Origin of the sequence: Sphingobacterium sp. UBA5670, assembly GCF_002420705.1 — a bacterium.
In the GTDB taxonomy this organism is placed as follows: Bacteria; Bacteroidota; Bacteroidia; order Sphingobacteriales; family Sphingobacteriaceae; genus Sphingobacterium.
The window spans coordinates 242927-265408 of the sequence record NZ_DIIM01000010.1 but is presented as its reverse complement, the minus strand read 5'-3'; the positions used below and the strand labels follow the sequence as shown (position 1 = coordinate 265408).

Here is a 22482-nt window from a genome sequence, read left to right as displayed (position 1 = left end):
ATTGTTATTTTCTTATTTTTTTCAAAATAGGTTGTAAACTCTTATATATTTCCAGTTTCTCAAAAACTTGTTGAAGATCGTCTGGAAAATGATATTGTTCCTTGTTCATCAAATCGTAATAATATTCAATGATTTTCTTAAAGTTGGTCGGCATTTTTTCAGCAATATTGTAATGCGTAAAAGCCGCATCCAATAGCTGTAATAAGGCATTGTTATGCTTTGAAGATATATCTCGACATTGTTCCAGCACCTCAGCACAACGGCCAATGGGACCGTAACCATTACTCAGCAACATCCCCAATTTTCCACCTAATACTTTGGTGTCCAATCTATTTTCATTAATTGTAGCTAGAATGACTTCAACCGCCATAGCACGCACCTCCTTCTCTTTATTGAAGAGCGAAGTTGCCAGGTATAGGTTGGACTGTTGATCGAAACGGAAAAAATTGTACAGCATCTCCTCCAGATAAGCTGCTGAAGATTTCCCGCCCCAGTCACTTTTACTGTTCAGACCTATCGTTAAAAACAGGGAAAGACTCTCCGTATTCTGGGGCATCAAACTATGCATATAAGCTACGTCGGCCCTATACAGGTAATAAGACAGTATGGTATTTGCTCCCCTGCTGTAGATATCCTTATGATACAGGAAAGTTTCACTCCCTTGTTTATAAGAAGGAAATGCATAACTCAACTGATCACCATTGTATACTTTCTCTGATTTCCGTGTAGCATAGTTATAATTATCATAATAGGTCGGCTCTGTTTTTAATACCGGACGAAAAGGTTGAGCTGCATAAGGTATATCCGCTAAAGGTTCCTTCACAAATTCTTCAAAATAAGCATCAGGATGGTGTGTTCGTGCTACAGTTGCCCATAGGCCTATCCAGTTGACTTGATTTGAATCTTTGGATGACAATAAATTTCCTAACCATGATTGCAACTGCACTTTCATCGGTCCAAAACCCAAGGCATAGTTGATAACGTCCCTTATTTGCGGCTCATCGATTTGCTTTATCAGCGGCTCAAGTTCTTCCAGATCTTCGCGCACCGTACGACTCAACGCAATGGAAAAATCTAGTAGATTGATTTTCTCACCAGCTTCCTGATAAGCTAAAATACGCTGCACAAGAACGGTTGGTGAGATCCAGAATGGTTTGTGTGTCGGTAAGCTCAGTAATGGCAGACGAATACCATTTATCCGAAATTGTTGTAATAACTCCAGTTGACTTCCCATCAGACTTACCCATTTGGAATAATTGTGATATCGGTCTTTATCTTTATAGACCACATCGGATTTATAGTACATGTTGATAAATGTCCCCGAGAAATGGTTGTACCAAGAAGACTCACGATATCCTCCACTTAACTGCTTAATATAAGGCTCCAACTGTTTTTGATAATCTGCCGGAAAACTGCTTGCATGTTGTATCCAGCCATTCATAAGTATCTCTACCTGAATAGGGTCCGAACCTCCGATGACTTCCCCTACCTTGAAAAACAACTCGTTCCATGTCTGCGGATATTCGTAGGGTTCGTTTAAGCGTCGGACGTCTATGGGCTGATACCTATACTGCTCGATTGTTTCGCCGTGAAGCTCAGCAAGTATCTCTTTCTCCGAATAACCTTCTTCCAATAGCAGGTGCTTGAGATCAGTCCCAACAGCCCCCATCATCTGTGGTTTATAAAGCTGCAACTTAGCTGCAAGCTCTTCAGATGGTTCTTTTTGATATTTTAAAATAAACTTGACTGCTCTTTCTTGTAATTGCAAATCCGGAATCATAAAGATATCGGCCGCTAGCGAAACAAATCGTTCCTGCCATTCGGATTTTTGTTTCAATAGTTTATCAAACTGAATCAGAAGAGTTTTAAGATTTGCCTTAACATCGCTCCGCATAAAGATCGCTTCTGCCCAATCTAAAAATTCATATAACTGAAAATCAGTATGCGCAAAGAAAGGTTTCAAGTATTCTACTGCAAAATTGATTACAGCGCTCTGTTCAGCGTGCAACAAAGGAAAGATCTTTTGTTGATAGGCAATCACGGTATGTTCAGAAAGTTTCATCCGCTCGATAAGCTTTCTGAAATAGCCCTTCAGATTATTATTCCAATTTTTGGTTTGAGCTTCGAGCGCTCCAGTGATGATGAGCACCGGATCAATTTTTTCGTTTTCCAACAACGTATCAAACACCTTATCCCATAGCAGTTCATTGACTGCATTCTGATAGTTATAATCCCAATACCTGCTGTGAATGCCCGTTTCATATTCAAATACCAAAGGAATATCACGTTGTACTGTCAATTCATCTGTTGTCAGAACCTCAAAAAACTTTTTGGATTCATAATTATTAAAACCAGAAATTGAACTTGCATAAAGCTCCGGTTCAAAATCAACATGTCCCATTTGCTCCAAAAAACGGAGATTGTCATAATTTATCTGTTGCCACTCATTTTTACGAACTAACTGTAATAAATATCCGCCCAACCAATTGGGCTTGGCATAGGCAAGGATCTGTATTACATCCTTGCTCCGGGCCTGGTTCAAAAGTTCATAAAAAATATCCCAGCTACCGGCGTCAGAACCCGAAAATGTTGCAAGAGCAAGTAATTTTACCGTACGTTGTTGCTCCTTGGTACCCCTCGTTCCCCAGTTGTACTGTGCCTTACTTTTAAATTCGGGATCCTTGGAAAGATCGCTATAATCGACCCAATATCGTTTGGCTGCACGTATTTCTTTTTTTAAAATTTCGAGGTTACCACTAGAATATTCCTCCAGAAAAGGGATGATATCTTCTGTCCTTGCCTCTTTGATAAGCAACTTCAATGCTGCTACCGCCTCTTCTTTTCGCTGGCTGGCAGCCGTTGGTTGACGAACAGCCGAACCTTTCTCCTTGCTATCAACGCCTACGGTACCATCTTCAGAATAGCCTTTTTTAGTCTTCTCCGCTACTAATTTTTCTGCATCTTTTAAACAGGCTTCTTCTGAATCAAAGGTTTTACTCTTACTTTGCCCAGCCGTTCCGTTTCGTCCGTAGGTGACTGTATGAGTTGCACCCGAAGTTTGTATTTCCCAAAATTTATCCGATGTACCGTCTATGTATTTTAAGTGCTTAAACATTCTATCTAACTATAATATCAATTAATTCGCTTCGTGTTTAAATATAATGAAAGTAGCATAAAAAAACGTATATTGACATTAAACCACAATCTAATGAAACGCATATATTATCTATTCGGTTTTTCACTCATATTGGTTACCTTAACGGTAGAAGCCAAACTTTCAACAACGGTAGAGCATTCCCAAATATGGTCCGATCCCCCTTCTGACAATATGAAAAAGTACATGATTAAAATAGCTATTTCAGATGGGTTAGACAGAAACGCTATAAATATAGAGACCGATAGCTGGGGAGATGTTATTCTTTCAGATACCTGGAGAAGTATTAAATTTAAACGAGGTAGTTGGGGCGAATATACAACCGTAACTAAGGATGATGTGAAAATAACCATAAAAGAAGACTTTTCAGGAAATGTTGTCGTAAAAAATGAGGGGGACGACAGAAGTCCATCTACAGTTTTTAGAAATATACACGGTAATTTAGAGATCCGTGATGAACAAGGAAACGTCAAAACTGTATCTAAAAATATTTTAGGTGGCGTCGATATTCGAGATAATCAAGGCAATAGCTCAACGATATCAAAAGATATTTTAGGCAATCTGGAAATTCGTGATAACAAGGGTAATTCAACTAGGGTACGGAAAGATATTTTGGATAATCTCACCATTGAAAATAGCAATGGGCAACGTACTACAGTGAGAAATGATATCCTTGGTGGTAAAGCGATTGAAGACAATAGCGGAAATCGGGTTTCAGTTAGAAAGGATATTTTCGGGAATTATGATGCGAGTGACAATAATGGAAATCGAGCTTCTGTCAAAAAAGATATCCTTGGAAAAATTACTATTGATGATCCAAAAGGCATTCTAAATGAAACCGTGAGATTACAATTGATTGAAGAACTCTCAAAGAACTAATTTTTTCGGAAATTTGCCTATTTTACAAGTGAATAATCCAACATTAAGATGGACCAAAATATTATCGATTTAATTATAGATGAAATAACAAAACATCCTGAAATCTCTTACCGAAGACCAAACGCGAACGAGCTTAAAATATTTGGTACTCCCATTCAGGGTTTTGATATTACATTATATATTGGCATAAGAGAAAATATGCTCATTTTTGACCAGTTCCATTGGCATTATGATAATACAGAAGAGGAAATAGATGAAATGTTAAATAAGATTACCTATGCCTTATTTGGATATATTAGGATAAAGGAATTTTTCAACAACAAACAGCCTTATAAACGGGTATTACAAGTCCAAGATCAGAAGGGTAACTGGTACGATGACCAAACCATGGGAAAAATAAACACTTTTTTGGGGAAACCTGATAATAGATATTTGCAAAATATGATCTTAACAAAAGATACAGAAAACAATTCATATTCTTTACCCAACGAGGATAAAACTTAATTCTCCAATAGAAGAAAATAAAAGGATAGCTGGCCTTCGCTAAAAGCGTTCCATCCTACTCAAACAGGGAACTGAAGCAAATTCAACATTCCTATGGTTAAAGATTTTCAAAAGAAAATTAAAATCCCTAAAATTGCAGTCTCATTTGAAGGAAATCGGATCCCATGTGTGAATGCCAGCCGATCTACTCAAACGATCATAGCGCTGCAGAAATAGGCCCTAAAAAAGGGAAATAGCGAGCTGAATAACAATAAAATGATGAAAAAGATTATATTTTTTCTATTACTGATACCTTTTTGGGCTGCTGCTCAAGAGCAAAATATCCAGAACTTTGTCGTAAAGGAAAACCTGTCCAAAAATGGAAAATTGGCTGTAGTTGCATTGGATTCGCTGGGAAATACCAATGAAACCATCAATGGCAATTACCTATTTACAATCAATGGTTTCTCTCAGCCACTGCAATTTCATGAGGGTGTTGCTGTCCCAAATCAGAAAATTGAGTCATCAACCTTCGTATTTTTCAGTCATAAAAATCAGCAAACTTCCAAAGGACGTTTATTTTATATCTACAAGAGCGATAGCGGCCTTTCTCCTTTTGCCATTAGCGGATTGATGTTTTTAATTATTCCTGCAGTCGTCTTAGGAATCGCTTACATGTTTAAAAAAGTGATTATGACGGCCATCGCCCTGGCTATTGTTTTCTTTTTATTCAACCATTCTCAGGGTTTAGACTTGAGCAAAATTTTTGAATCTATATTTTCAAGCCTCAAAAATCTGATCGGTTAACAAAGTAACAAATCCGGATAGCGGGAAAATAATAGAACTGAAGCGATTCGCAATACAATACATCAATTGTTATTAGAACGGCATCCCAATTCCAAAATTGTATTGAATAAAATTGTATCGATCCGGTCTATGGGTTTCATAATACTGTGCCTTAAATTCTTTGGAATCAAAGAAGTGTTTGATCACCCATTGATCAGCACCTGAGAATTGGGGATCTTTTAGTTTAAGCCCAGCATCTAAGCGAATCACAAAGTAGTCCGAATCGAAACGAAGTCCAAAACCGGTTCCAATAGCCACTTGCCCAAGAAATTTATTGAACTTGAACTCCCCTCCCGGATTCAATTCTTCATCCTTCTTGAGTCGCCAAACATTTCCCATATCCACGAATGTCGCTCCATTCATCTTTGCGCCCAGAAAATTATTGAGCAATCTGAATCGGTATTCGGCATTCGCTTCCAATTTAATTTCTCCAAGCTGATCTAAATTGCGCAGGTTTAGACGCAAATCTTCACTGAGACTCTGCCGGTTATAAGCCCCAGGACCCAAGGTACGTGCCTGCCAAGCGCGTATACCATTCATCCCCCCGCTATAGAAACTCTTCTCAAAAATCAATAGCTTGGAGTTGTTGCCATAAGGGATCGCTATCCCTGGATTAAAACGGAAGACAAATTGCCTATTTCCACCAAGATTTCGATAAAGCCTATAATCAAGTTCAGTTTTGGCATACTGAAGAAAGGGCACACCAAATATTTTTTTCTCTCCATCTGCGTTCTTGGGCAACTTTGCCAAAGAACTAATCAGATCCAACACGTTGCCGCTAACGTCCAATGTGCCTCTGAAATATTGAAAATCTTCCTTACTATTTAATTTCTTTCCATTCAAAACAAAGGTATACTGAGTTCCCAAACCGAAATATTGACGGTCGTTACTACGCACATACAGCTGATAACCTTCCTGCACGAGCTTATTCCGGAAATTGGAATCCAGACGCCCATCCCGATATTCTAGTACAATAGGTGTAAAACTATGATACTTATTTTCCGTTTCATACCAGGAATAATTCAGAGATGTAATAAAATAACGGTTCGAATACGTTTTATCTTGATCGAATAACTGCAAAGTCATGGAGTAGGTCGTCTTGGGCAAACCAAATTTACCTCCTGGATTAATATGAAAGGGTACCATCAGACGAGGAATAACCAAATTTACGCCCGCCTGAAAATCGTTATTGAATATTTTACTGGAAAGCCCGCCTGCCAAACGTGGATCAAACAAGACACCATAACGTAATTTCACTTCCAGCTGCTCAGAGCCTCCAAAGATATTACGTTGCGAAAATGTATTCCCGATATTGAATCCGCTCATCCCCGAACTAAAGGTGTACTCGCCCTCTATCTGGTTTCCCATACGAGGTCTTGGGACAAATTCATAGTGTACATCAAGTTTATTCGAGTCTTTTTTGACAAACTGCATTTTAACAGAGCGAAAACCATTCATTTCATATAATCGGTCATAGGATTTATTTTCCTCCCCCAGCGAATAGTATTGACCTGAGCGTAAATACATATAACGTTCCAAAGGCTTCCATCTGAAACTATTTGTCTCATCGACAAACAATAGCCGTTTTGCCGAATCTACGATGCGACGAGGCTCCTTCTTTGACATCGTCCCATAATTCTTTATGGTCATATAAACACTGTCGATTTGATACTTTTTATGTATCGTAGAATCGGATGGGTTTTCGACATTGATTTTTAAATCGATCAGATTACCTGCTATGGTTGAATCAACCCCCGCACGCATATATTGCCTTAAATAATCATAGTATCCGTTGTTACGCATCGAAACATAGAGTTTCTCCCGCTCGTCGAGCAACTTCGCCGCATCATATTGAGTATTTGGTTTAACCGCGGTTTTTGGAAGTACCTCTCGTTCAAATATTCCCTTTATATCTTCGTCCTCAAATTTGCGTTCAATATTTCTAACCTGATAAGGGGCGCCTTCATCCACCTTAAAGTCAATATGTGCTCTCTTTTTAGAAACTGAAATCGTGGGCTCAACCTTAGCTTTAAAATAACCTTTTGAAAATAAAAAACGTCGGATCTGATTGGCAGATAAATCGACCATTGCCGAATCCAACAAATGGGGCGGCTCACCTACATTCCGAATTTTCTTTGTTTTATAGCGTCCATTTTTAGTATTGAAGGTATTATAAATGAACAAATTTACGCGCGAATTTGGTCTTATTTGATTGGAGATATATGTTTCGGAAGATTCTTTCAATGCCGGGGTCACACCAGAAATCTGTACTTTTGTAACCAGAGCCTGGTCATCGTCAAGGTATTTTGAAGACCGGCATGATGCAAAAAATAACGCTAAAAGCGTTATACTTGCAAATCCGATAAAACGAGGGTACTTAATCATCAATAAAAATGTTGTCAAAAGCGCAAATCAGTCTAATAACGTCTCTACAAAATAAAAAGTATAGAAAACAACAGGGACTGTTTATCGTTGAAGGTATAAAATCCGTGATGGAATTTATTTCATCCAGCTATCAGGTTGAGTCTATTTTCTATACGGGCGACGCCAACACAAAAGTGGGTAAAATCTCGCATAATATAAAATGTCATGAATTGACGGAGGCTGAATTCCAAAAGATTAGTGCGCTGAAATCACCACAAGGCATCCTCGCTTTGGTCAAACTTCCTTTTCAGCAGAAAATTGTACCCGCTAACTTAAAAAACAAATTTAGTCTTGTGCTTGATGATGTGCAGGACCCTGGTAATTTAGGAACTATTATCCGTACAGCAGAATGGTTTGGTATCGAACACATCATCTGTTCTATAGGTACTGTGGATGCCTACAACCCTAAGGTAGTGCAGGCGACCATGGGCTCGCTGGCCAGACTTCAGGTCTACTATACCAATTTAAATGAGTTTATCCCAGTAAGCGGCCTGAAAGTATATGGAGCCCTACTCGATGGTCAATCAATCTATCAAACCAAATGGAGCGATGAGGGCTTGATTGTTATGGGTAACGAAGGCAATGGCATCAGTGATGAAATAATAGCATTAATCGATCAAGCCGTGACGATCCCGCGCATAGGTAGGGCCGAGTCTTTGAATGTAGCCGTTGCGACGACCATTTTCTGCAGTGAAATAGCCCGACAAAAGTTAGTTTAGGACAAGTTTAATCGCTCCAAAAACTGTACATTTGACCGATTCCTTTAAGGGACGGATATTTCGCCGCGATCCGTTTGTCCTTATCTGAATATTCACACAAAATAAAATTGCACCATGCCAGCTGAACAGAAATCCATCTATACACTTCAATTTATTTTACTTTGCTTAAGCTCGCTCTTATTTTCTTCTAGTTTCAATATGATTATTCCGGAACTGCCAAATTATCTGAGCAGTTTAGGCGGAGCGGAATATAAAGGGCTTATCATTGCCCTATTTACCTTGACAGCTGGGATTTCACGTCCTTTTAGCGGTAAGTTGACGGATCGGTGGGGGCGTGTGCCAGTCATGGCAATTGGTTCGATCGTCTGTTTCATCTGCGGTTTCCTCTACCCTATCCTAACATCGGTGGCAGGTTTTTTATTTTTGCGGTTGATACATGGTTTTTCTACCGGTTTTAAACCCACTTCAACTTCGGCATATGTCGCGGATCTGGTTCCACAAAAAAGATGGGGCGAGGCGCTAGGTATGCATGGATTGGCTTTTAGCATCGGAACGGCTGTGGGGCCAGCCATTGGAAGTGCCATTTTCGAGGCTTTCGGAATCAATGTCATGTTTTATTGTTCATCTTTCATGGCACTGCTTTCCATCGTTATTGTAATCAACATGAAGGAAACATTGGCGAAAAAAGAAAAATTCAATCTTTCCATGCTCAAAATAAACCGCAAGGATATTATTGAATGGCGTGCCCTTCCTGCTGGAATCGTCACTTTCTTGTCTTATACCGCCTACGGAGTTATTTTAACTCTAATTCCCGACTGGAGTGAATATCTGGGGCTTAAAAACAAAGGACTATTTTTTCTCGCATTTACTATCGCATCGGTGCTGATCCGTTTCGTATCGGGTAAAGTTTCCGACCGTTATGGAAGACCCAAAGTCATTGTTGTCGGATTGATCATTATTGCGATCGCTCTGGTTGCCATTGGCTTCGGAAATAGTTTTATTGGCATGATGATCGGAGCAAGTATCTATGGCGTGGGCACAGGTATACTCTCCCCTGCAGTCAATGCCTGGACAATTGACCTTAGTCTACCCGAGCATCGGGGCAAGGCAGTAGCAACCATGTATATCTCACTTGAAGCTGGAATAGGGCTTGGTGCACTGCTTGCTGGATTATACTATAGTGATGTTATCCTCCGGATTCCAGTCATTATGTATGCCAATGCCGTAGTTTTGCTACTTGCGTTGACCTATATGCTGAGCTGGCAACGAAGACATAAAGCCTACTAGCTTTTCATTTTTTTGCAAACTTATGTAAGGCAAAACGTCATTTCCTCTATAAATAAATTTCCCAATGGACAGCGTATAGATCAAATAAACGGCGAAGCAATCATGAGTACCACGAAGAACAGTTAAGATCAATACGTACTTTATAAGCTACGCAATTATATTGCATATAAAAGGTAATTTATCTAAGTTTGATTTATCATGGTAAGCAATTATTTAAAGCTCCAATACAGATTACTAGTTCGTCATATCAAGGCTACAGGACTACCTGTTCCGATCGCATCTCTCCTGTTGTTTGGTTTATGCTACCTGATCTATTACGCTTTGTTTCAATATCCTATTTTTGGCTGTTATGCGGTGATACTCGTTAATTTTCAACTGCTTTTTCTACTCACTGAAAAAAATAGGAATGATTTTCTCAAAAATACATTCAGCAGAAAAGATTTTCACAAAATCAGACTCTGGGAAAATGGCTTGGTCGTTAGCCCTTCGTTTGTCATTCTTCTCCTTCATAGTCATTGGCTATATGCAATGTTTTTGATTGTATTAGCTGTTGTTTTTGCGTTTTTGACTTTTAAGGCTTTTGGTAAGTCCATTCCGACACCATTCGCAAAAAAACCTTTTGAATTTATTATCGGATTCCGTCGAAGTTACCTTCTTTTACTCGTTTTATATGTATTGGCCGGAATCGGTTTTTATGCTGCCAATTCCAACCTTGTTTTATTTTGCGTCGTTTGCATGGCGCTCACCTGCGTTTTCTATTATCAATTACCGGAGCCTATTTTCTACCTCTGGAATAACCATCATACACCAACAGCCTTTCTGATGCGAAAATTTAAAAGAGGAATTTTACAGTGCCTGCTCTTGGTATTGCCTCTTCTTTTTCTGTATGCTGTAATCTTTCCATCGGATTTATTTAATGCCTGTATTGTATTGGGCGGAATATTACTTTTACTTCCTTTTGCAATCACATTAAAATACGTCGCTTACCCACGGGAGATCAATTTCCCTGAAGGTTTTGCTTTGGCACTTTGTTTTAGCTTTTACCCCTTGATTCTAGCGCTCTTGCCCTTTTATTATTTCAAAGCAATCAACAATCTAAAAAATCACTTATGATCGAGCTTACGAATATAAGTAAGTCCTTTGGACAGCATCAAGTACTGCACGAGATTACTTACACCTTTGATAGCGGAAAAGTATATGGTATCGTCGGTGAAAATGGCGCCGGAAAGACAACGCTGTTTCGTTGTATTGCCGGACTAGAAACCGCCTCAGGAAGTATAAAATCTAATTTAGAACCCCTGAAAAACAATTTAGGTTACCTCACTTCGGATCCATATTTCCTTTCTAAGCTCACGGGGGAAGAGTATATTTATCTGCTGACAGATGCGCGTGGTAAACAGATCAAAAATCTCAGCGAAAGAAATATTTTCGAGCTGCCGCTAAAGGAATATGCAAGCTCTTATTCCACAGGAATGAAAAAAAAGCTTGCGCTGACAGCAACACTGCTGCAGGACAATAATTATTATATCCTTGACGAACCTTTTAATGGCATCGATCTACAAAGCAGCATTATTCTTACGGAGATTATTCTTCGCTTAAAAGCAATGGGAAAGATCATATTGATTTCCTCACACATCTTTTCCACGCTAAAAGATACCTGCGATGAAATCTTGGTACTCGAAACTGGTAGAATTAGTAAATCTGTAAAAAAAGAGCAGTTCGGAGACTTTGAGGAGGAAATGAAAGAAAAAATACTACAAAAAGATATCGACAAATTGTGGCTTTAGCATCACACATACGGGAAACCCGGGGTCAAGACATCTTTCCCTTTTACTGGTATGATTTGGCTATCGACCAGCCTGCAAACTAATTATATTAGTTTTAAAAACTAATTTTTTTAACTTTTCATAGTTTCACTGGGATAAAACAAAATGGTTTTGTATTTTTACACGTTCGAATAAAATAATATTTCGAACATTTCTGTATTGTACAATTTAATCTATTGCTGAGTAAATGAGTGACGAAACGAACTTCCCAACGGAAGATAATCAAGAAGAACTGGGGTCAGGAAAAACAGAAAGCGGAAGTCAGACGATACCTTTATCAGGACTATACGAAAACTGGTTTTTGGACTATGCATCCTATGTGATCTTGGACAGAGCCGTACCGCATATCAATGACGGCTTAAAACCCGTACAACGTCGTATCCTCCATTCCTTAAAGGAAATGGATGATGGAAGATATAATAAAGCAGCCAATGTGATTGGTAATACGATGAAATATCACCCACATGGTGATGCTTCTATCGGCGACGCCATGGTGCAGCTGGGACAAAAGGATCTCTTGATTGACTGTCAAGGCAACTGGGGCTTCCCAATTACGGGTGACTCTGCTGCTGCCCCACGGTATATCGAGGGAAGATTATCCAAATTTGCAAATGACGTTGTCTTCAATCCCGAAACGACGGAGTGGCAATTGAGTTACGATGGCCGTAATCGCGAACCTGTTACCCTTCCTGTAAAATTTCCTTTGTTATTAGCTCAGGGAGCTGAAGGCATCGCTGTCGGTCTGGCAACCAAGATTATGCCGCACAATTTCATTGAGCTCATTGACGGATCAATTCAGGTATTAAACGGTGAACGTCCGAATATCTTCCCAGACTTTCCTACGGGTGGTATGGCCGACGTTTCAAATTATAATGAGGGTCAACGTGGGGGCAAAATCCGTGTTCGTGCGAAAATTGAAGAACGCGACAAAAAGACGCTCGCAATTACAGAAATTCCATTTGGAACCACGACTGGCGGTCTAATTGAAAGTGTGGTCACAGCCAACGATAAAGGGAAAATTAAGATCAAAAAAATCGAGGATAATACGGCAGGAAATGTAGAGATCATTGTGCATTTGGCTCCTGGAATTTCTCCTGATGTAACGATTGATGCCTTATATGCCTTTACCGCCTGTGAAGTTTCCATCTCGCCCAACACCTGTGTGATCAAGGATGAGAAACCTCACTTTATGAGTGTCAACGATATTCTAATAGAGAATACCGTAAACACCAAAAACTTATTGAAACGAGAATTGGAGATTCGCTTAAATGATCTTCAAGAGAAAATATTCTTCAGTAGTTTATTAAAAATATTTATCCAGGAAGGGATGTACAAGCATCCAGATTATGAAAATGCAGGTGACTTTGAGGTCGTGGTGCAAGTTCTGAATCGCTTATTTGAACCTTTCTTCGATCAATTCTACCGCGAGATACGCCCCGAAGATTACAAGAAATTGATCGATAAACCAATGAGTAGTATCACGCGTTTCGACGTTAAAAAGGCCGACGAAATGATGAAAACGCTCGAAAATGAGATCAAGGAAGTCAAACGCCATTTACGCCAATTAACGGAATACGCTATTGCATGGTTTGAAAAATTGCGTGAAAAATATAGTAAAGACCGCGAGCGTAAAACCGAACTGCGTATATTCGATAAAGTAGAAGCTACACAGGTGGCCTTGGCGAATGCCAAACTATATGTTAATCGCGAAGAGGGATTCATCGGTTCGGGCATGAAGAAAGATGAGTTTGTCTGTGACTGTTCAGATATAGACGATATTATTGCCTTCCGTGAAGATGGCAAATATGTTGTCAGTAAAATCCAAGATAAAGTCTTTGTTGGAAAGGGTATCATTCATGTCGCTGTTTTCAAAAAAGGTGATGAACGTACCATCTATAATGCCATCTATAAAGAAGGTGAAACGGGCACGAGCTACATCAAACGTTTCTCTGTCGTAGGCGTTACACGCGATAAAGAATATGATGTATCCAAAGGATCAAAAGGATCGAAAATTCTATATTTCACAGCCAATCCAAACGGTGAAGCAGAAGTCGTTAATATACAGCTTAAACCGCACACAAAATTGCGTAAGTTGAATTTTGACATGGACTTTGCCGAGATTGCAATCAAGGGCCGTGCGTCCCAAGGAAATATTGTATCAAAATATCCCGTCAAAAAAATCAGCTTTAAAAGCTCTGGTGTTTCCACACTGGCGGGAAGAAAAATATGGTATGATACGGTCATGAAACGTCTAAACGCAGATGAACGCGGCCAATACCTCGGTGAATTTGATGGCGACGACAAAATATTGGTGGTTCTTTCAGACGGAACCTATGAATTGTCAAACTTTGATTTAAGCAACCACTTCGACGAGAAAATGATCCGGATCGAAAAATACTATCCAGACCATATCTATACAGTTGTGCATCAGGACGGCAAGAGCGGAACCTATTTTGTCAAACGTTTTAAATTTGACGATCAACCTATTGGAAAACGCATTTCCTTTATCAATGAAGATGCAGGGTCCAAATTGATATTGATGAGCAATGCCGCTGAACCTTTGGTCAAATTGGATATTTTAAAAGGCAAATCCCAAACAGAAGAAACACTTGACCAGCCTTTGACTGAAATTATTGATGTAAAAGGAATAAAAGCACAAGGAAACCGTCTGTCTTTCCATACCGTAAAATCGGTTACCCTATTGACAGCGGATGAAGATCTAAGTCAAAAAGGGAAAGAAACACCTTTGGCGGAAACTACTGATACCCCAGAAACAAAGGTTGACAGTACAGAACCTATTGCGGAAAGCTCACCGAAAGAAGCTGAAACCACAGAGAAGAACGATGACATCAAACTAGAGATCACCAATCCGGATGACATCCAGATTGATGATAAAGGACAGATGGAGATGTTCTAAGTCACGTTTAATAAAATACAAAAAAGGCTCGAATAAATATTCGAGCCTTTTTTGTGTTTTATTCTGACATTCAATTCTTATAGACGCTTTATCATCTCCTTGAACACTCGTTTTACGCTGTCTATTTCCAGCAGCAAAGAGGTTCATGCCTCACATGATAACTTCAACGAAGGTCTTACTACGCTTTAAATTCTTTTAAGAATTTTTGAAGCTTCGGTGCAATAACAACAGAACAAAATGGATTTTCGGGATGATCATTAAAATAATTATGATGATAGTCCTCGGCTAACCAAAATGTAGCGGCCGGTTCAACTGCGGTGACAATAGGATCTTCATAAACCTCCTCATTTTCCAATTCGTCAATAAAATTCTTCGCCAGAATCTCTTGCTCCTCATTATGATAAAACACAACTGACCGATATTGCGTTCCTACATCATTTCCTTGCCGGTTTAATGTAGTCGGATTATGAGTCTTGAAGAAAATTTTCAACAAATCTTCGTAATTAACCAATTCATCATCATATTCCAATTCAACGACTTCAACATGATCTGTTGTACCCGTACATACTTGTTCATAGGTCGGTTTATCGATATGTCCCCCCATATAACCAGGTAATACTGATGTTACTCCTTCCGTATTCTGGAAAATAACTTCTGTACACCAAAAACATCCTCCTCCAAATGTTGCTTTCATATTTTTATATTCTTGCGTATTTTAACTTTACATTTACCAACATCTGCTGCACCATATCAGCAGTTCCTAATAATGTTTAGACAAATATAATTATTTATTAGCAATGGCATCTCTTATTAGCATGGCGAAAAATCCCAGTACTTAGCTCTGAGCATGAAACACCCAAGCCACACACTCTTTTTTTAATATTAATAGTAATGCTTTCCTTTAATCAATAAATCTTGCTGTTTACTGTCGCAAACAGCATAGGAAAAGCCCTGTTGTAAAGCATAGGCCCCATATTCGCCTTTTTTATTCATTGCTAAGAATCCAACTTGGATTTCCTTCGCAATTGCCGGTTTCTTCTTCACAATACGCATGACGGCTTCCTTACAGGCATCTTCTGGAGAATATCCCTGACGCATCAATTCAACCACCAAAAAACTACCTACATTCCGTATAACTTCTTCACCTACTCCGGTAGACGTAGCCCCACCTACTTCATTATCGACATATAGACCGGCACCAATAATAGGACTATCTCCTACCCTGCCATGCATCTTGAAAGCCATGCCGCTTGTTGTACAGGCTCCCGAAATATTTCCATTGGCGTCAAGTGCCAACATACCAATGGTATCGTGATTATATTGGTTTCCCGGCAAACGTTCCGCCGCAAAGGACTGATTTTCAATATTGGCTACGGGTTTGTATTTTTTCTCCTTTAACCATTCTTTCCACGCTTTTTCGCCTTCCGGAGTCAACAGGTTTTCTTCCTTAAAACCATTTTCCAAAGCAAATTGCAATGCCCCTTCGCCTACCAGCATCACATGCGGCGTTTTTTCCATCACCAAGCGTGCTACTGAAATCGGATGTCCAATTTTTTCCATTCCAGCAACCGCACCGCAATTACCATCAGCATCCATAATGCAGGCATCGAGGGTAACATGGCCATCACGATCTGGATATCCCCCTTTACCAACGGTCATATTTTTCAGATCGGCTTCGGGCACACGTACGCCTTGCTCAACAGCATCCAATGCCTTCCCTCCTTTTGATAATATTTCCCAAGCGGCTTTATTTGCTGCAATACCAAAGTCCCAGGTTGAAATTACGATGGGGTATTTTTTCGTGTTCGTTTTTGATCCAATCGACAATCCTTTTGCATCAAATGCCGTTAATGTCCCCGCTGTAGTAGCAGCAATCAAACCTTTCTTAATAAAATCACGTCTTGAACTCATTTCCTTATTACTATTTTATATAAAATCGTTGTCTATCAATCCGGCAAAAACCCGATAATTAAAGCTGCTCCAATTCCATCCTTCGATCTACTATGGAACATATTATACTGCATTTTTGGGCCTCGGAAGTAAATGGAAGCCATTTTGACTTCACAATCTATAAGCAATATTACAAAATGGTTTTAGCAATTAGATTATTTAATTAAAATTAAACCCAATCATTCGTTTTTTAGCAACATAACCTGAAAATCACTTAAAAATCGACAATAAAAATTGACTTATATTATGAATTAATCCTATCTTTAGAAACAAACTAATTCGCATGAAAAACACGCTAAAATTTGCTATTCTAGCCTATGCAAGCCTTATCAGCACGGGTAGTAGTCAGGCACAGCAGCTGGATTCCACCACTTATTTCAAAATTAAAGAGTTGCAAGAAAACGTAAAACGTGAATATGCTCCGGATAAAAGAACCAAGATTGTGGCCATCCAAAAAGCGGATATAGCGCAGAACCAATATGTGCTTGAAACAACCGAGAAAGATGCGCAATTCGTTCTGCAACAAAAGGCAAAAGAAATATCGGCCGATATTCAGGTACAGCTATTGCCTGACGCGAGTGTGGGAGAAAAGACGGCTGGGGTCATCAGACTTTCGGTTGCTAACATGCGTACTTTTCCTGATAATGCGGCAGAATTGACCAGTCAGGTTTTGTTGGGCACACAGGTTGACCTCTTGCAAAAAAAGAGCGGCGATTACCGTGTCCGTACGCCTGACGGCTATATCGCTTGGGTACCCAGTTCATCCATTGAGGCGATGGACAAAACCACGTTGGCAAATTGGCGGCAAGCGGAAAAAGTGATTTATACCGCTGAGTTCGGAAAATCATATTCTGAAGCCAATGAAAAAAGCCAACGCGTTTCGGACCTCGTCTATGGCGATATCTTGCAGTTAAAAGGGCAGAAAGGTAGTTTTTATGAAATCGCTTATCCCGATGGAAGATTGGGATATATCAAAAAATCAGAAAGCCTGACATTAAAAAATTGGTTGGATACACGCCAGCCAACAGCAGAAAACGTTATCGCCAGTGCAAAAACAATGTTGGGTCTCCCTTATTTATGGGGCGGAACATCTGTCAAAGGTGTAGACTGCAGCGGTTTCACTAAAACAAGCTTCTTTATGAACGGCTTTGTGATTCCTCGCGATGCATCTCAACAGGTACTTGCAGGTGAAAAAATAGACATATTGGATCAAGAGGGACATTTCGACCCTGAGAAAGCACTAAAAAACCTAAAACCCGCAGACTTACTTTTCTTTGCCGCCGGTAAAAACAGCAATCCAAATGCGCGTGTCACTCATGTTGCGCTTTATATCGGTAATGGCACCTTTATTCACGCTGCCGGACTAGTGCGCATCAACAGCATGTTGAAGGACGCCAGCAATTATGATGATTTTCAGACCCGTACTGTGGTTGCCGCCCGCCGTTACCTCGGCGCCCACGATAGTGCAATACAGAAAGTCGTTGAAAGCAATTATTACAACAACAAATAACATAACCATGAGTAATCAACCTGAATGGATTAGTAAAGATTTTGGTGCCTTTAAATTAAGGTTTCGGCCTTATACGCTAACGCTGCGTCATGTTTTTACTGTAGCTTCCTTTAGCCGAAGCACAACACCGGTTGTATTGACCGAATTAGAGTATGATGGCATTATAGGTTATGGTGAGGCTAGCATGCCTCCCTATCTCGGCGAATCGCAGGAAAGTGTCCTATCATTTCTCAATCAGATCGATCTGACAGGTTTTAACTCTCCATTTCAAACCGAAGAGATCCTGCACTATATCGATCAGCTAGCTTCGAAAAATACCGCAGCAAAAGCTTCCATTGATATCGCCCTGCATGATATTCTTGGTAAAATCATGAATCAGCCTTATTATAAGATATGGGGATTAAATCCTGATCTTATTCCACCGACATCTTATACGATAGGCATTGATACCGAAGAAATGATCCGTAAAAAAGTCGCTGAGGCTGATCAATTCAAAATTCTAAAAGTGAAACTGGGGCTCGATACGGACAAGATGATTATCGATACAATCCGTCAGGTGACAGATCGACCATTATGTGCTGATGTAAACCAAGGCTGGAAAACGCGCGAAGAAGCATTGGAGATGGCTCATTGGCTAGCGGAAAGAAATGTTTCATTTTTAGAACAGCCAATGCCCAAAGAGCAAATAGATGATAATGCCTGGTTAACGGAGCATAGTCCGATTCCGACCATCGCTGACGAAGGTTGTCAACGGCTTGTGGATGTACCTGCTTTAAAGGGGGTATATTCGGGTATTAATATCAAATTGATGAAATGTACAGGCATGCGCGAAGCCAAGCGTATGGCAGAACTTGCCCGCTCTTTGGAAATGAAAGTTATGATTGGCTGTATGACCGAAACATCATGTGCTATCAGCGCCGCCGCACAGCTTGCTCCGTTAACAGACTGGGCTGATCTAGACGGTGCTTTGTTAATTGCAAATGATATATACGACGGCATGACCGTGGTAAATGGCAGCTGCCTCCTTCCTGACCGTCCTGGAATTGGAATTGTAAGAAAATAACCCTATATTCAGTGCAATGTTTTTTTCTTAAAGAAAAGATTGCACTGAATTGCTATCGCAGGTTTGACCAACACTCGACAGCACCAAAATATTAACAAACTAAATTAATCAATTCACTCTTTTATGGAATAGCCATGTCTGAGAAACACAAACCACTGTGAAAATCAACCGGATATCCCATATTGCCTCTAAAAGACAAATTTTAATATGAAACAACATGTGCTCACAACGTTGTGTCTCATAGCCTGTGGTTCGATGCAGTCTTTACATGCGCAACAGATCCAAATTGCAGGTAAAATAACGGACAGCAATGGAAAACCAATTAGCGGAGTTACAATACATGTAAAAGGCGCTAACCAAGGGACCTCAACAAACGAAGGTGGTCTGTTTACCTTGACTGCAAATGCGAATGCGACATTAAGTATATCCGCCGTAGGTTATAGCCCTCAAGAAATTCAGGTCAATGGCCGCAAAACCATTAGTATATCACTTAACAGTGATGAACAGTCCTTAGACGAAGTCATTGTCATTGCCTATGGAACGGCTAAAAAAAGTACCTATACAGGTTCCGCAGCGCAAGTAAAATCAGATGCCATTGATAAACAACCCGTCACTTCCTTTGAAAAAGCACTTACTGGTCGTGTCGCTGGTCTGCAAATGTCAAATGGATCTGGCCAGGCCGGTGCAACTTCAGCGATACGCATTCGCGGCATAGGCTCCATGAACGCATCGAATGAGCCACTCTATGTCATTGACGGAGTTCCGGTTATTTCGGGTAGTGTCGGACAAATGGGCGATTATATTGTCAATACAAACAACGTAATGAGCACATTAAATCCGAGCGACATCGAATCTATTTCTGTGCTAAAAGATGCGGCTGCGTCTTCTCTATATGGCTCCCGTGCAGCAAATGGTGTCATCATCATCACTACAAAAAGGGGTAAGAATGGAGACCCGAAGATCAATGTTAAGTCCTCTATTGGCATTAGTCCTTCTTGGGCAACAAAAAATAATGAACCTGCTTCAGTACAAGATCAAATCAACACGCTTTATAGTGTATTATATGATTCTAGAATAGCAGCAGGTCAAACAGCTGAACAGGCGAATAAAAATACCTTATTCCGTTTAAATTCTTTAGACTGGAATCCAAATTCGGCAAATTATGGTAAACCTACTTCTTCTTATGGTTTTGGTATTCATGGTTATCAATTCAGCACGGATGGAACCTCACAATGGGAAAATGTTCATATCTCGGGAAAAACAGATGGTGTAGAGAACCGAGATGGCAAATATTATGACTGGAACAAAGCATTATTTAGAACTGGAATATTCAACAGCAACGATATTTCAGTAAGCGGAGCAACAGAAAAAACGAATTATTACGCGTCTTTAGGATACACACAAGACAAAAGCAGGATTATAGAAAATAACTTGGACAGAATTAATGGTCGGATTAATTTAACACAAAAGATTGGAAAATATCTTGAATTTGGTTCGAACGTCAACTACGCGAAAAACAAACTTATCGGCATGAATGACACCAGGAATACAGGAACAAATTACCTGTATCAGGCGAGTAATTTATTATGGCAAATGTATTGGCCGACAGATTATAAAACAGGTAACGAATATACAGCTCGCTATGGTAGTCTTGCTTATAATCCTTTATACTACAACAAGGAATGGGAAAACTCGTCGAAGACAAGCAAATTATCAGCTATAGAATCTTTATCATTAAAGTTGTTACCCGAACTTACATTGAAGACTATTTTCTCGTATGACAGAACTGAAGTCAAAGATCATATCTATTATAGTGCTAAACATTATAACGGTATGGCAGACAATGGCCGGGTTACAGAGGTGTCTACATCCATTGAAAAATTGGTATCATCCACAACCGCTAATTACAACAAAAGCTTTGGCTTACATAACATCGGGTTATTAGCAGGTTTCGAAGCTGAAAAAAATACAACAGACTTTATCCGTGCTACAGGTAAAGATTTACCATCCTCTTCACTTCATACAGTTGCTACTGCAGGTATACTGGACGCATCTGCCTACTCTTGGGGCAACAATATGATGTCTGTACTATCGCGGGCGGAATACAACTACGATGAACGTTATTTTGCATCCGCGTCTTTTAGAAGGGATGGTTCATCCCGCTTGGCACCCGGTCCTCGTTGGGGCAATTTTTGGTCTTTAGCAGCTTCCTGGAACTTGGCTAAGGAATCTTTTATCAAAGATATCGAAGAAATCAATAACCTCAGAATTAGAGGTTCCTATGGGGTAAATGGGACATTACCTACCGATCTCTTTGCCTGGAGAAATCTAACAAGCTATTCCAATAAATACATGACGCAACCAGGAGGGGGTCTAAATAATCTAGGTAATCCAGACGTAGCTTGGGAGAAAAATTACTCCACAAACGTCGCCTTAGAATTTGGCCTGTTCAACAACAAACTATTCGGTACCATTGAATATTTTAACAGAGATTCGAAAGACTTATTACAGAACGTTCCAATCTCCACAATCACCGGATTCAGCTCTATATTGCGGAATGTAGGAGAGATGAATAATAAAGGTATCGAGATTGAATTGGGCTCTGACATCGTTAAAAATGAAAATTGGAAATGGACATTAAGTGCAAATGCTGCGTTCATCAAATCCAAAATTACAAAATTATATGGTGGACGGGATATCGTCTGGTATGACCCAACAGGTGCAGATGATAGAGCTCGATTTATTTATCGTGAAGGAGAATCGTCTTTATCTTTCTTTGGCCTTGAATGGGCTGGTACTGATCAGACCAATGGCAAAAATGTCTGGTACACAAACGATGGCACTGACGGCGATTTTATGTTCAACGGAAAAGCTGCAAGCTACGATTACAAAAAAGCGAAACAGACCATCATCGGAAATGCTAATCCGAAACTATATGGCGGTATAAATTCTGACATCGATTATAAAAACTTTTCGTTGGGATTGAACTTCGCCTATAAAATTGGTGGCAAACTTTATGATGCTACATCCAAAGATGTTGCGGACGATGGCTATTATTGGGAAAGAATTCATTCAGCTTATTTTACAGAAAATAGTTGGTCACCTTCCAATACCAGTGGATCCTACCCAATGGTTACCGGAAGAGATCTGGAAGATGTGAATCAGATCAGCAGCAGACAACTGTTTGACGCCTCATATCTTCGATTAAAGAACATTTCGTTGAGCTATAGATTACCGAATGAGTTTTTAAAACGAGCAGGTATTTCCAATGCAAGAGTATTTTTCAACGGGAGCAATTTGTTGACTGTTTCAAAATACAAGTATATGGATCCGGAAGTCAACCAATTTGGTACGCGGGGTTGGGAAACACCATTGGCAAAAACTTACACTTTCGGTGTCGAATTTGGTTTTTAACGAAAAAAAA

At 39.8% G+C, this 22482-nt stretch carries 15 protein-coding genes; 11 read left to right on the top strand and 4 right to left on the bottom strand.

Features of this window, described 5'->3' with window-relative positions:
* Nucleotides 1-4: 4 nt before the first annotated feature.
* Complete coding sequence (locus B3C94_RS09940) at nt 5-3115, bottom strand: DUF6493 family protein (protein WP_293902839.1); 3111 nt, start codon at nt 3113-3115, stop codon at nt 5-7.
* A gap of 93 nt (nt 3116-3208) precedes the next feature.
* Between B3C94_RS09940 and B3C94_RS09935 the strand changes: the two genes are divergently transcribed.
* The 3 genes from B3C94_RS09935 to B3C94_RS09925 all read left to right on the top strand — a co-directional run bounded on the left by B3C94_RS09935 (nt 3209) and on the right by B3C94_RS09925 (nt 5323).
* A complete protein-coding gene (locus B3C94_RS09935) occupies nt 3209-4033 on the top strand; it encodes a hypothetical protein (RefSeq protein ID WP_293902836.1) in 825 nt (274 codons plus the stop codon).
* Between the two features lie 48 nt (nt 4034-4081).
* A complete protein-coding gene (locus B3C94_RS09930; protein WP_293902833.1) occupies nt 4082-4537 on the top strand; it encodes a hypothetical protein in 456 nt (151 codons plus the stop codon).
* A 255-nt stretch (nt 4538-4792) separates the two neighbouring features.
* On the top strand, nt 4793-5323 hold the full coding sequence (locus tag B3C94_RS09925; RefSeq protein WP_293902830.1) for a hypothetical protein: 531 nt from the start codon (nt 4793-4795) through the stop codon (nt 5321-5323).
* Nucleotides 5324-5395: 72 nt separating this feature from the next.
* Here the strand turns inward: B3C94_RS09925 and B3C94_RS09920 are convergent, their stop codons facing one another.
* Nucleotides 5396-7747, bottom strand: coding sequence for a BamA/TamA family outer membrane protein (locus B3C94_RS09920; protein ID WP_293902827.1), 2352 nt, complete (start codon nt 7745-7747; stop codon nt 5396-5398).
* An 8-nt stretch (nt 7748-7755) separates the two neighbouring features.
* Between B3C94_RS09920 and B3C94_RS09915 the strand changes: the two genes are divergently transcribed.
* The 5 genes from B3C94_RS09915 (at nt 7756) to B3C94_RS09895 (ending at nt 14535) form a co-directional block, all read left to right on the top strand.
* On the top strand, nt 7756-8505 hold the full coding sequence (locus B3C94_RS09915) for a TrmH family RNA methyltransferase (protein WP_293902824.1): 750 nt from the start codon (nt 7756-7758) through the stop codon (nt 8503-8505).
* A gap of 114 nt (nt 8506-8619) precedes the next feature.
* A complete protein-coding gene (locus B3C94_RS09910; RefSeq protein WP_293902821.1) occupies nt 8620-9792 on the top strand; it encodes an MFS transporter in 1173 nt (390 codons plus the stop codon).
* Between the two features lie 198 nt (nt 9793-9990).
* Nucleotides 9991-10905, top strand: a complete 915-nt coding sequence (locus tag B3C94_RS09905) for a hypothetical protein (protein WP_293902818.1) — start codon at nt 9991-9993, stop codon at nt 10903-10905.
* Complete coding sequence (locus tag B3C94_RS09900) at nt 10902-11579, top strand: ATP-binding cassette domain-containing protein (protein WP_293902815.1); 678 nt, start codon at nt 10902-10904, stop codon at nt 11577-11579. The genes B3C94_RS09905 and B3C94_RS09900 overlap by 4 nt, the downstream gene beginning before the upstream one ends.
* A 226-nt stretch (nt 11580-11805) precedes the next feature.
* The gene (locus tag B3C94_RS09895) at nt 11806-14535 is read left to right on the top strand and encodes a DNA gyrase/topoisomerase IV subunit A (RefSeq protein ID WP_293902812.1); all 2730 of its coding nucleotides are present in this window, start codon (nt 11806-11808) and stop codon (nt 14533-14535) included.
* A gap of 178 nt (nt 14536-14713) precedes the next feature.
* Here B3C94_RS09895 and msrA read toward each other — a convergent pair whose 3' ends face one another.
* On the bottom strand, nt 14714-15229 hold the full coding sequence (gene msrA / locus B3C94_RS09890) for a peptide-methionine (S)-S-oxide reductase MsrA (protein WP_293902809.1): 516 nt from the start codon (nt 15227-15229) through the stop codon (nt 14714-14716).
* Between the two features lie 188 nt (nt 15230-15417).
* Nucleotides 15418-16446: a N(4)-(beta-N-acetylglucosaminyl)-L-asparaginase gene (locus B3C94_RS09885; protein WP_293902806.1), complete on the bottom strand. Its 1029-nt coding sequence runs from the start codon at nt 16444-16446 to the stop codon at nt 15418-15420.
* A 322-nt stretch (nt 16447-16768) separates the two neighbouring features.
* Between B3C94_RS09885 and B3C94_RS09880 the strand changes: the two genes are divergently transcribed.
* The 3 genes from B3C94_RS09880 (at nt 16769) to B3C94_RS09870 (ending at nt 22472) form a co-directional block, all read left to right on the top strand.
* A complete protein-coding gene (locus B3C94_RS09880; RefSeq protein ID WP_293902803.1) occupies nt 16769-17995 on the top strand; it encodes an NlpC/P60 family protein in 1227 nt (408 codons plus the stop codon).
* Nucleotides 17996-18002: 7 nt separating this feature from the next.
* Nucleotides 18003-19058 (top strand): dipeptide epimerase, encoded by a 1056-nt coding sequence (locus B3C94_RS09875; protein ID WP_293902800.1) that lies wholly within the window; start codon nt 18003-18005, stop codon nt 19056-19058.
* 207 nt (nt 19059-19265) lie between these two features.
* On the top strand, nt 19266-22472 hold the full coding sequence (locus B3C94_RS09870) for a SusC/RagA family TonB-linked outer membrane protein (RefSeq protein ID WP_293902797.1): 3207 nt from the start codon (nt 19266-19268) through the stop codon (nt 22470-22472).
* Nucleotides 22473-22482 lie beyond the last annotated feature (10 nt).

What these genes read in the sequence shown, in the direction of transcription:
- B3C94_RS09940 (WP_293902839.1), bottom strand. Translation starts at nt 3,115, where the DNA reads ATGTTTAAGCACTTAAAATACATAGACGGTACATCGGATAAATTTTGG.
- B3C94_RS09935 (WP_293902836.1), top strand. Translation starts at nt 3,209, where the DNA reads ATGAAACGCATATATTATCTATTCGGTTTTTCACTCATATTGGTTACC.
- B3C94_RS09930 (WP_293902833.1), top strand. Translation starts at nt 4,082, where the DNA reads ATGGACCAAAATATTATCGATTTAATTATAGATGAAATAACAAAACAT.
- B3C94_RS09925 (WP_293902830.1), top strand. Translation starts at nt 4,793, where the DNA reads ATGATGAAAAAGATTATATTTTTTCTATTACTGATACCTTTTTGGGCT.
- B3C94_RS09920 (WP_293902827.1), bottom strand. Translation starts at nt 7,747, where the DNA reads ATGATTAAGTACCCTCGTTTTATCGGATTTGCAAGTATAACGCTTTTA.
- B3C94_RS09915 (WP_293902824.1), top strand. Translation starts at nt 7,756, where the DNA reads ATGTTGTCAAAAGCGCAAATCAGTCTAATAACGTCTCTACAAAATAAA.
- B3C94_RS09910 (WP_293902821.1), top strand. Translation starts at nt 8,620, where the DNA reads ATGCCAGCTGAACAGAAATCCATCTATACACTTCAATTTATTTTACTT.
- B3C94_RS09905 (WP_293902818.1), top strand. Translation starts at nt 9,991, where the DNA reads ATGGTAAGCAATTATTTAAAGCTCCAATACAGATTACTAGTTCGTCAT.
- B3C94_RS09900 (WP_293902815.1), top strand. Translation starts at nt 10,902, where the DNA reads ATGATCGAGCTTACGAATATAAGTAAGTCCTTTGGACAGCATCAAGTA.
- B3C94_RS09895 (WP_293902812.1), top strand. Translation starts at nt 11,806, where the DNA reads ATGAGTGACGAAACGAACTTCCCAACGGAAGATAATCAAGAAGAACTG.
- msrA (WP_293902809.1), bottom strand. Translation starts at nt 15,229, where the DNA reads ATGAAAGCAACATTTGGAGGAGGATGTTTTTGGTGTACAGAAGTTATT.
- B3C94_RS09885 (WP_293902806.1), bottom strand. Translation starts at nt 16,446, where the DNA reads ATGAGTTCAAGACGTGATTTTATTAAGAAAGGTTTGATTGCTGCTACT.
- B3C94_RS09880 (WP_293902803.1), top strand. Translation starts at nt 16,769, where the DNA reads ATGAAAAACACGCTAAAATTTGCTATTCTAGCCTATGCAAGCCTTATC.
- B3C94_RS09875 (WP_293902800.1), top strand. Translation starts at nt 18,003, where the DNA reads ATGAGTAATCAACCTGAATGGATTAGTAAAGATTTTGGTGCCTTTAAA.
- B3C94_RS09870 (WP_293902797.1), top strand. Translation starts at nt 19,266, where the DNA reads ATGAAACAACATGTGCTCACAACGTTGTGTCTCATAGCCTGTGGTTCG.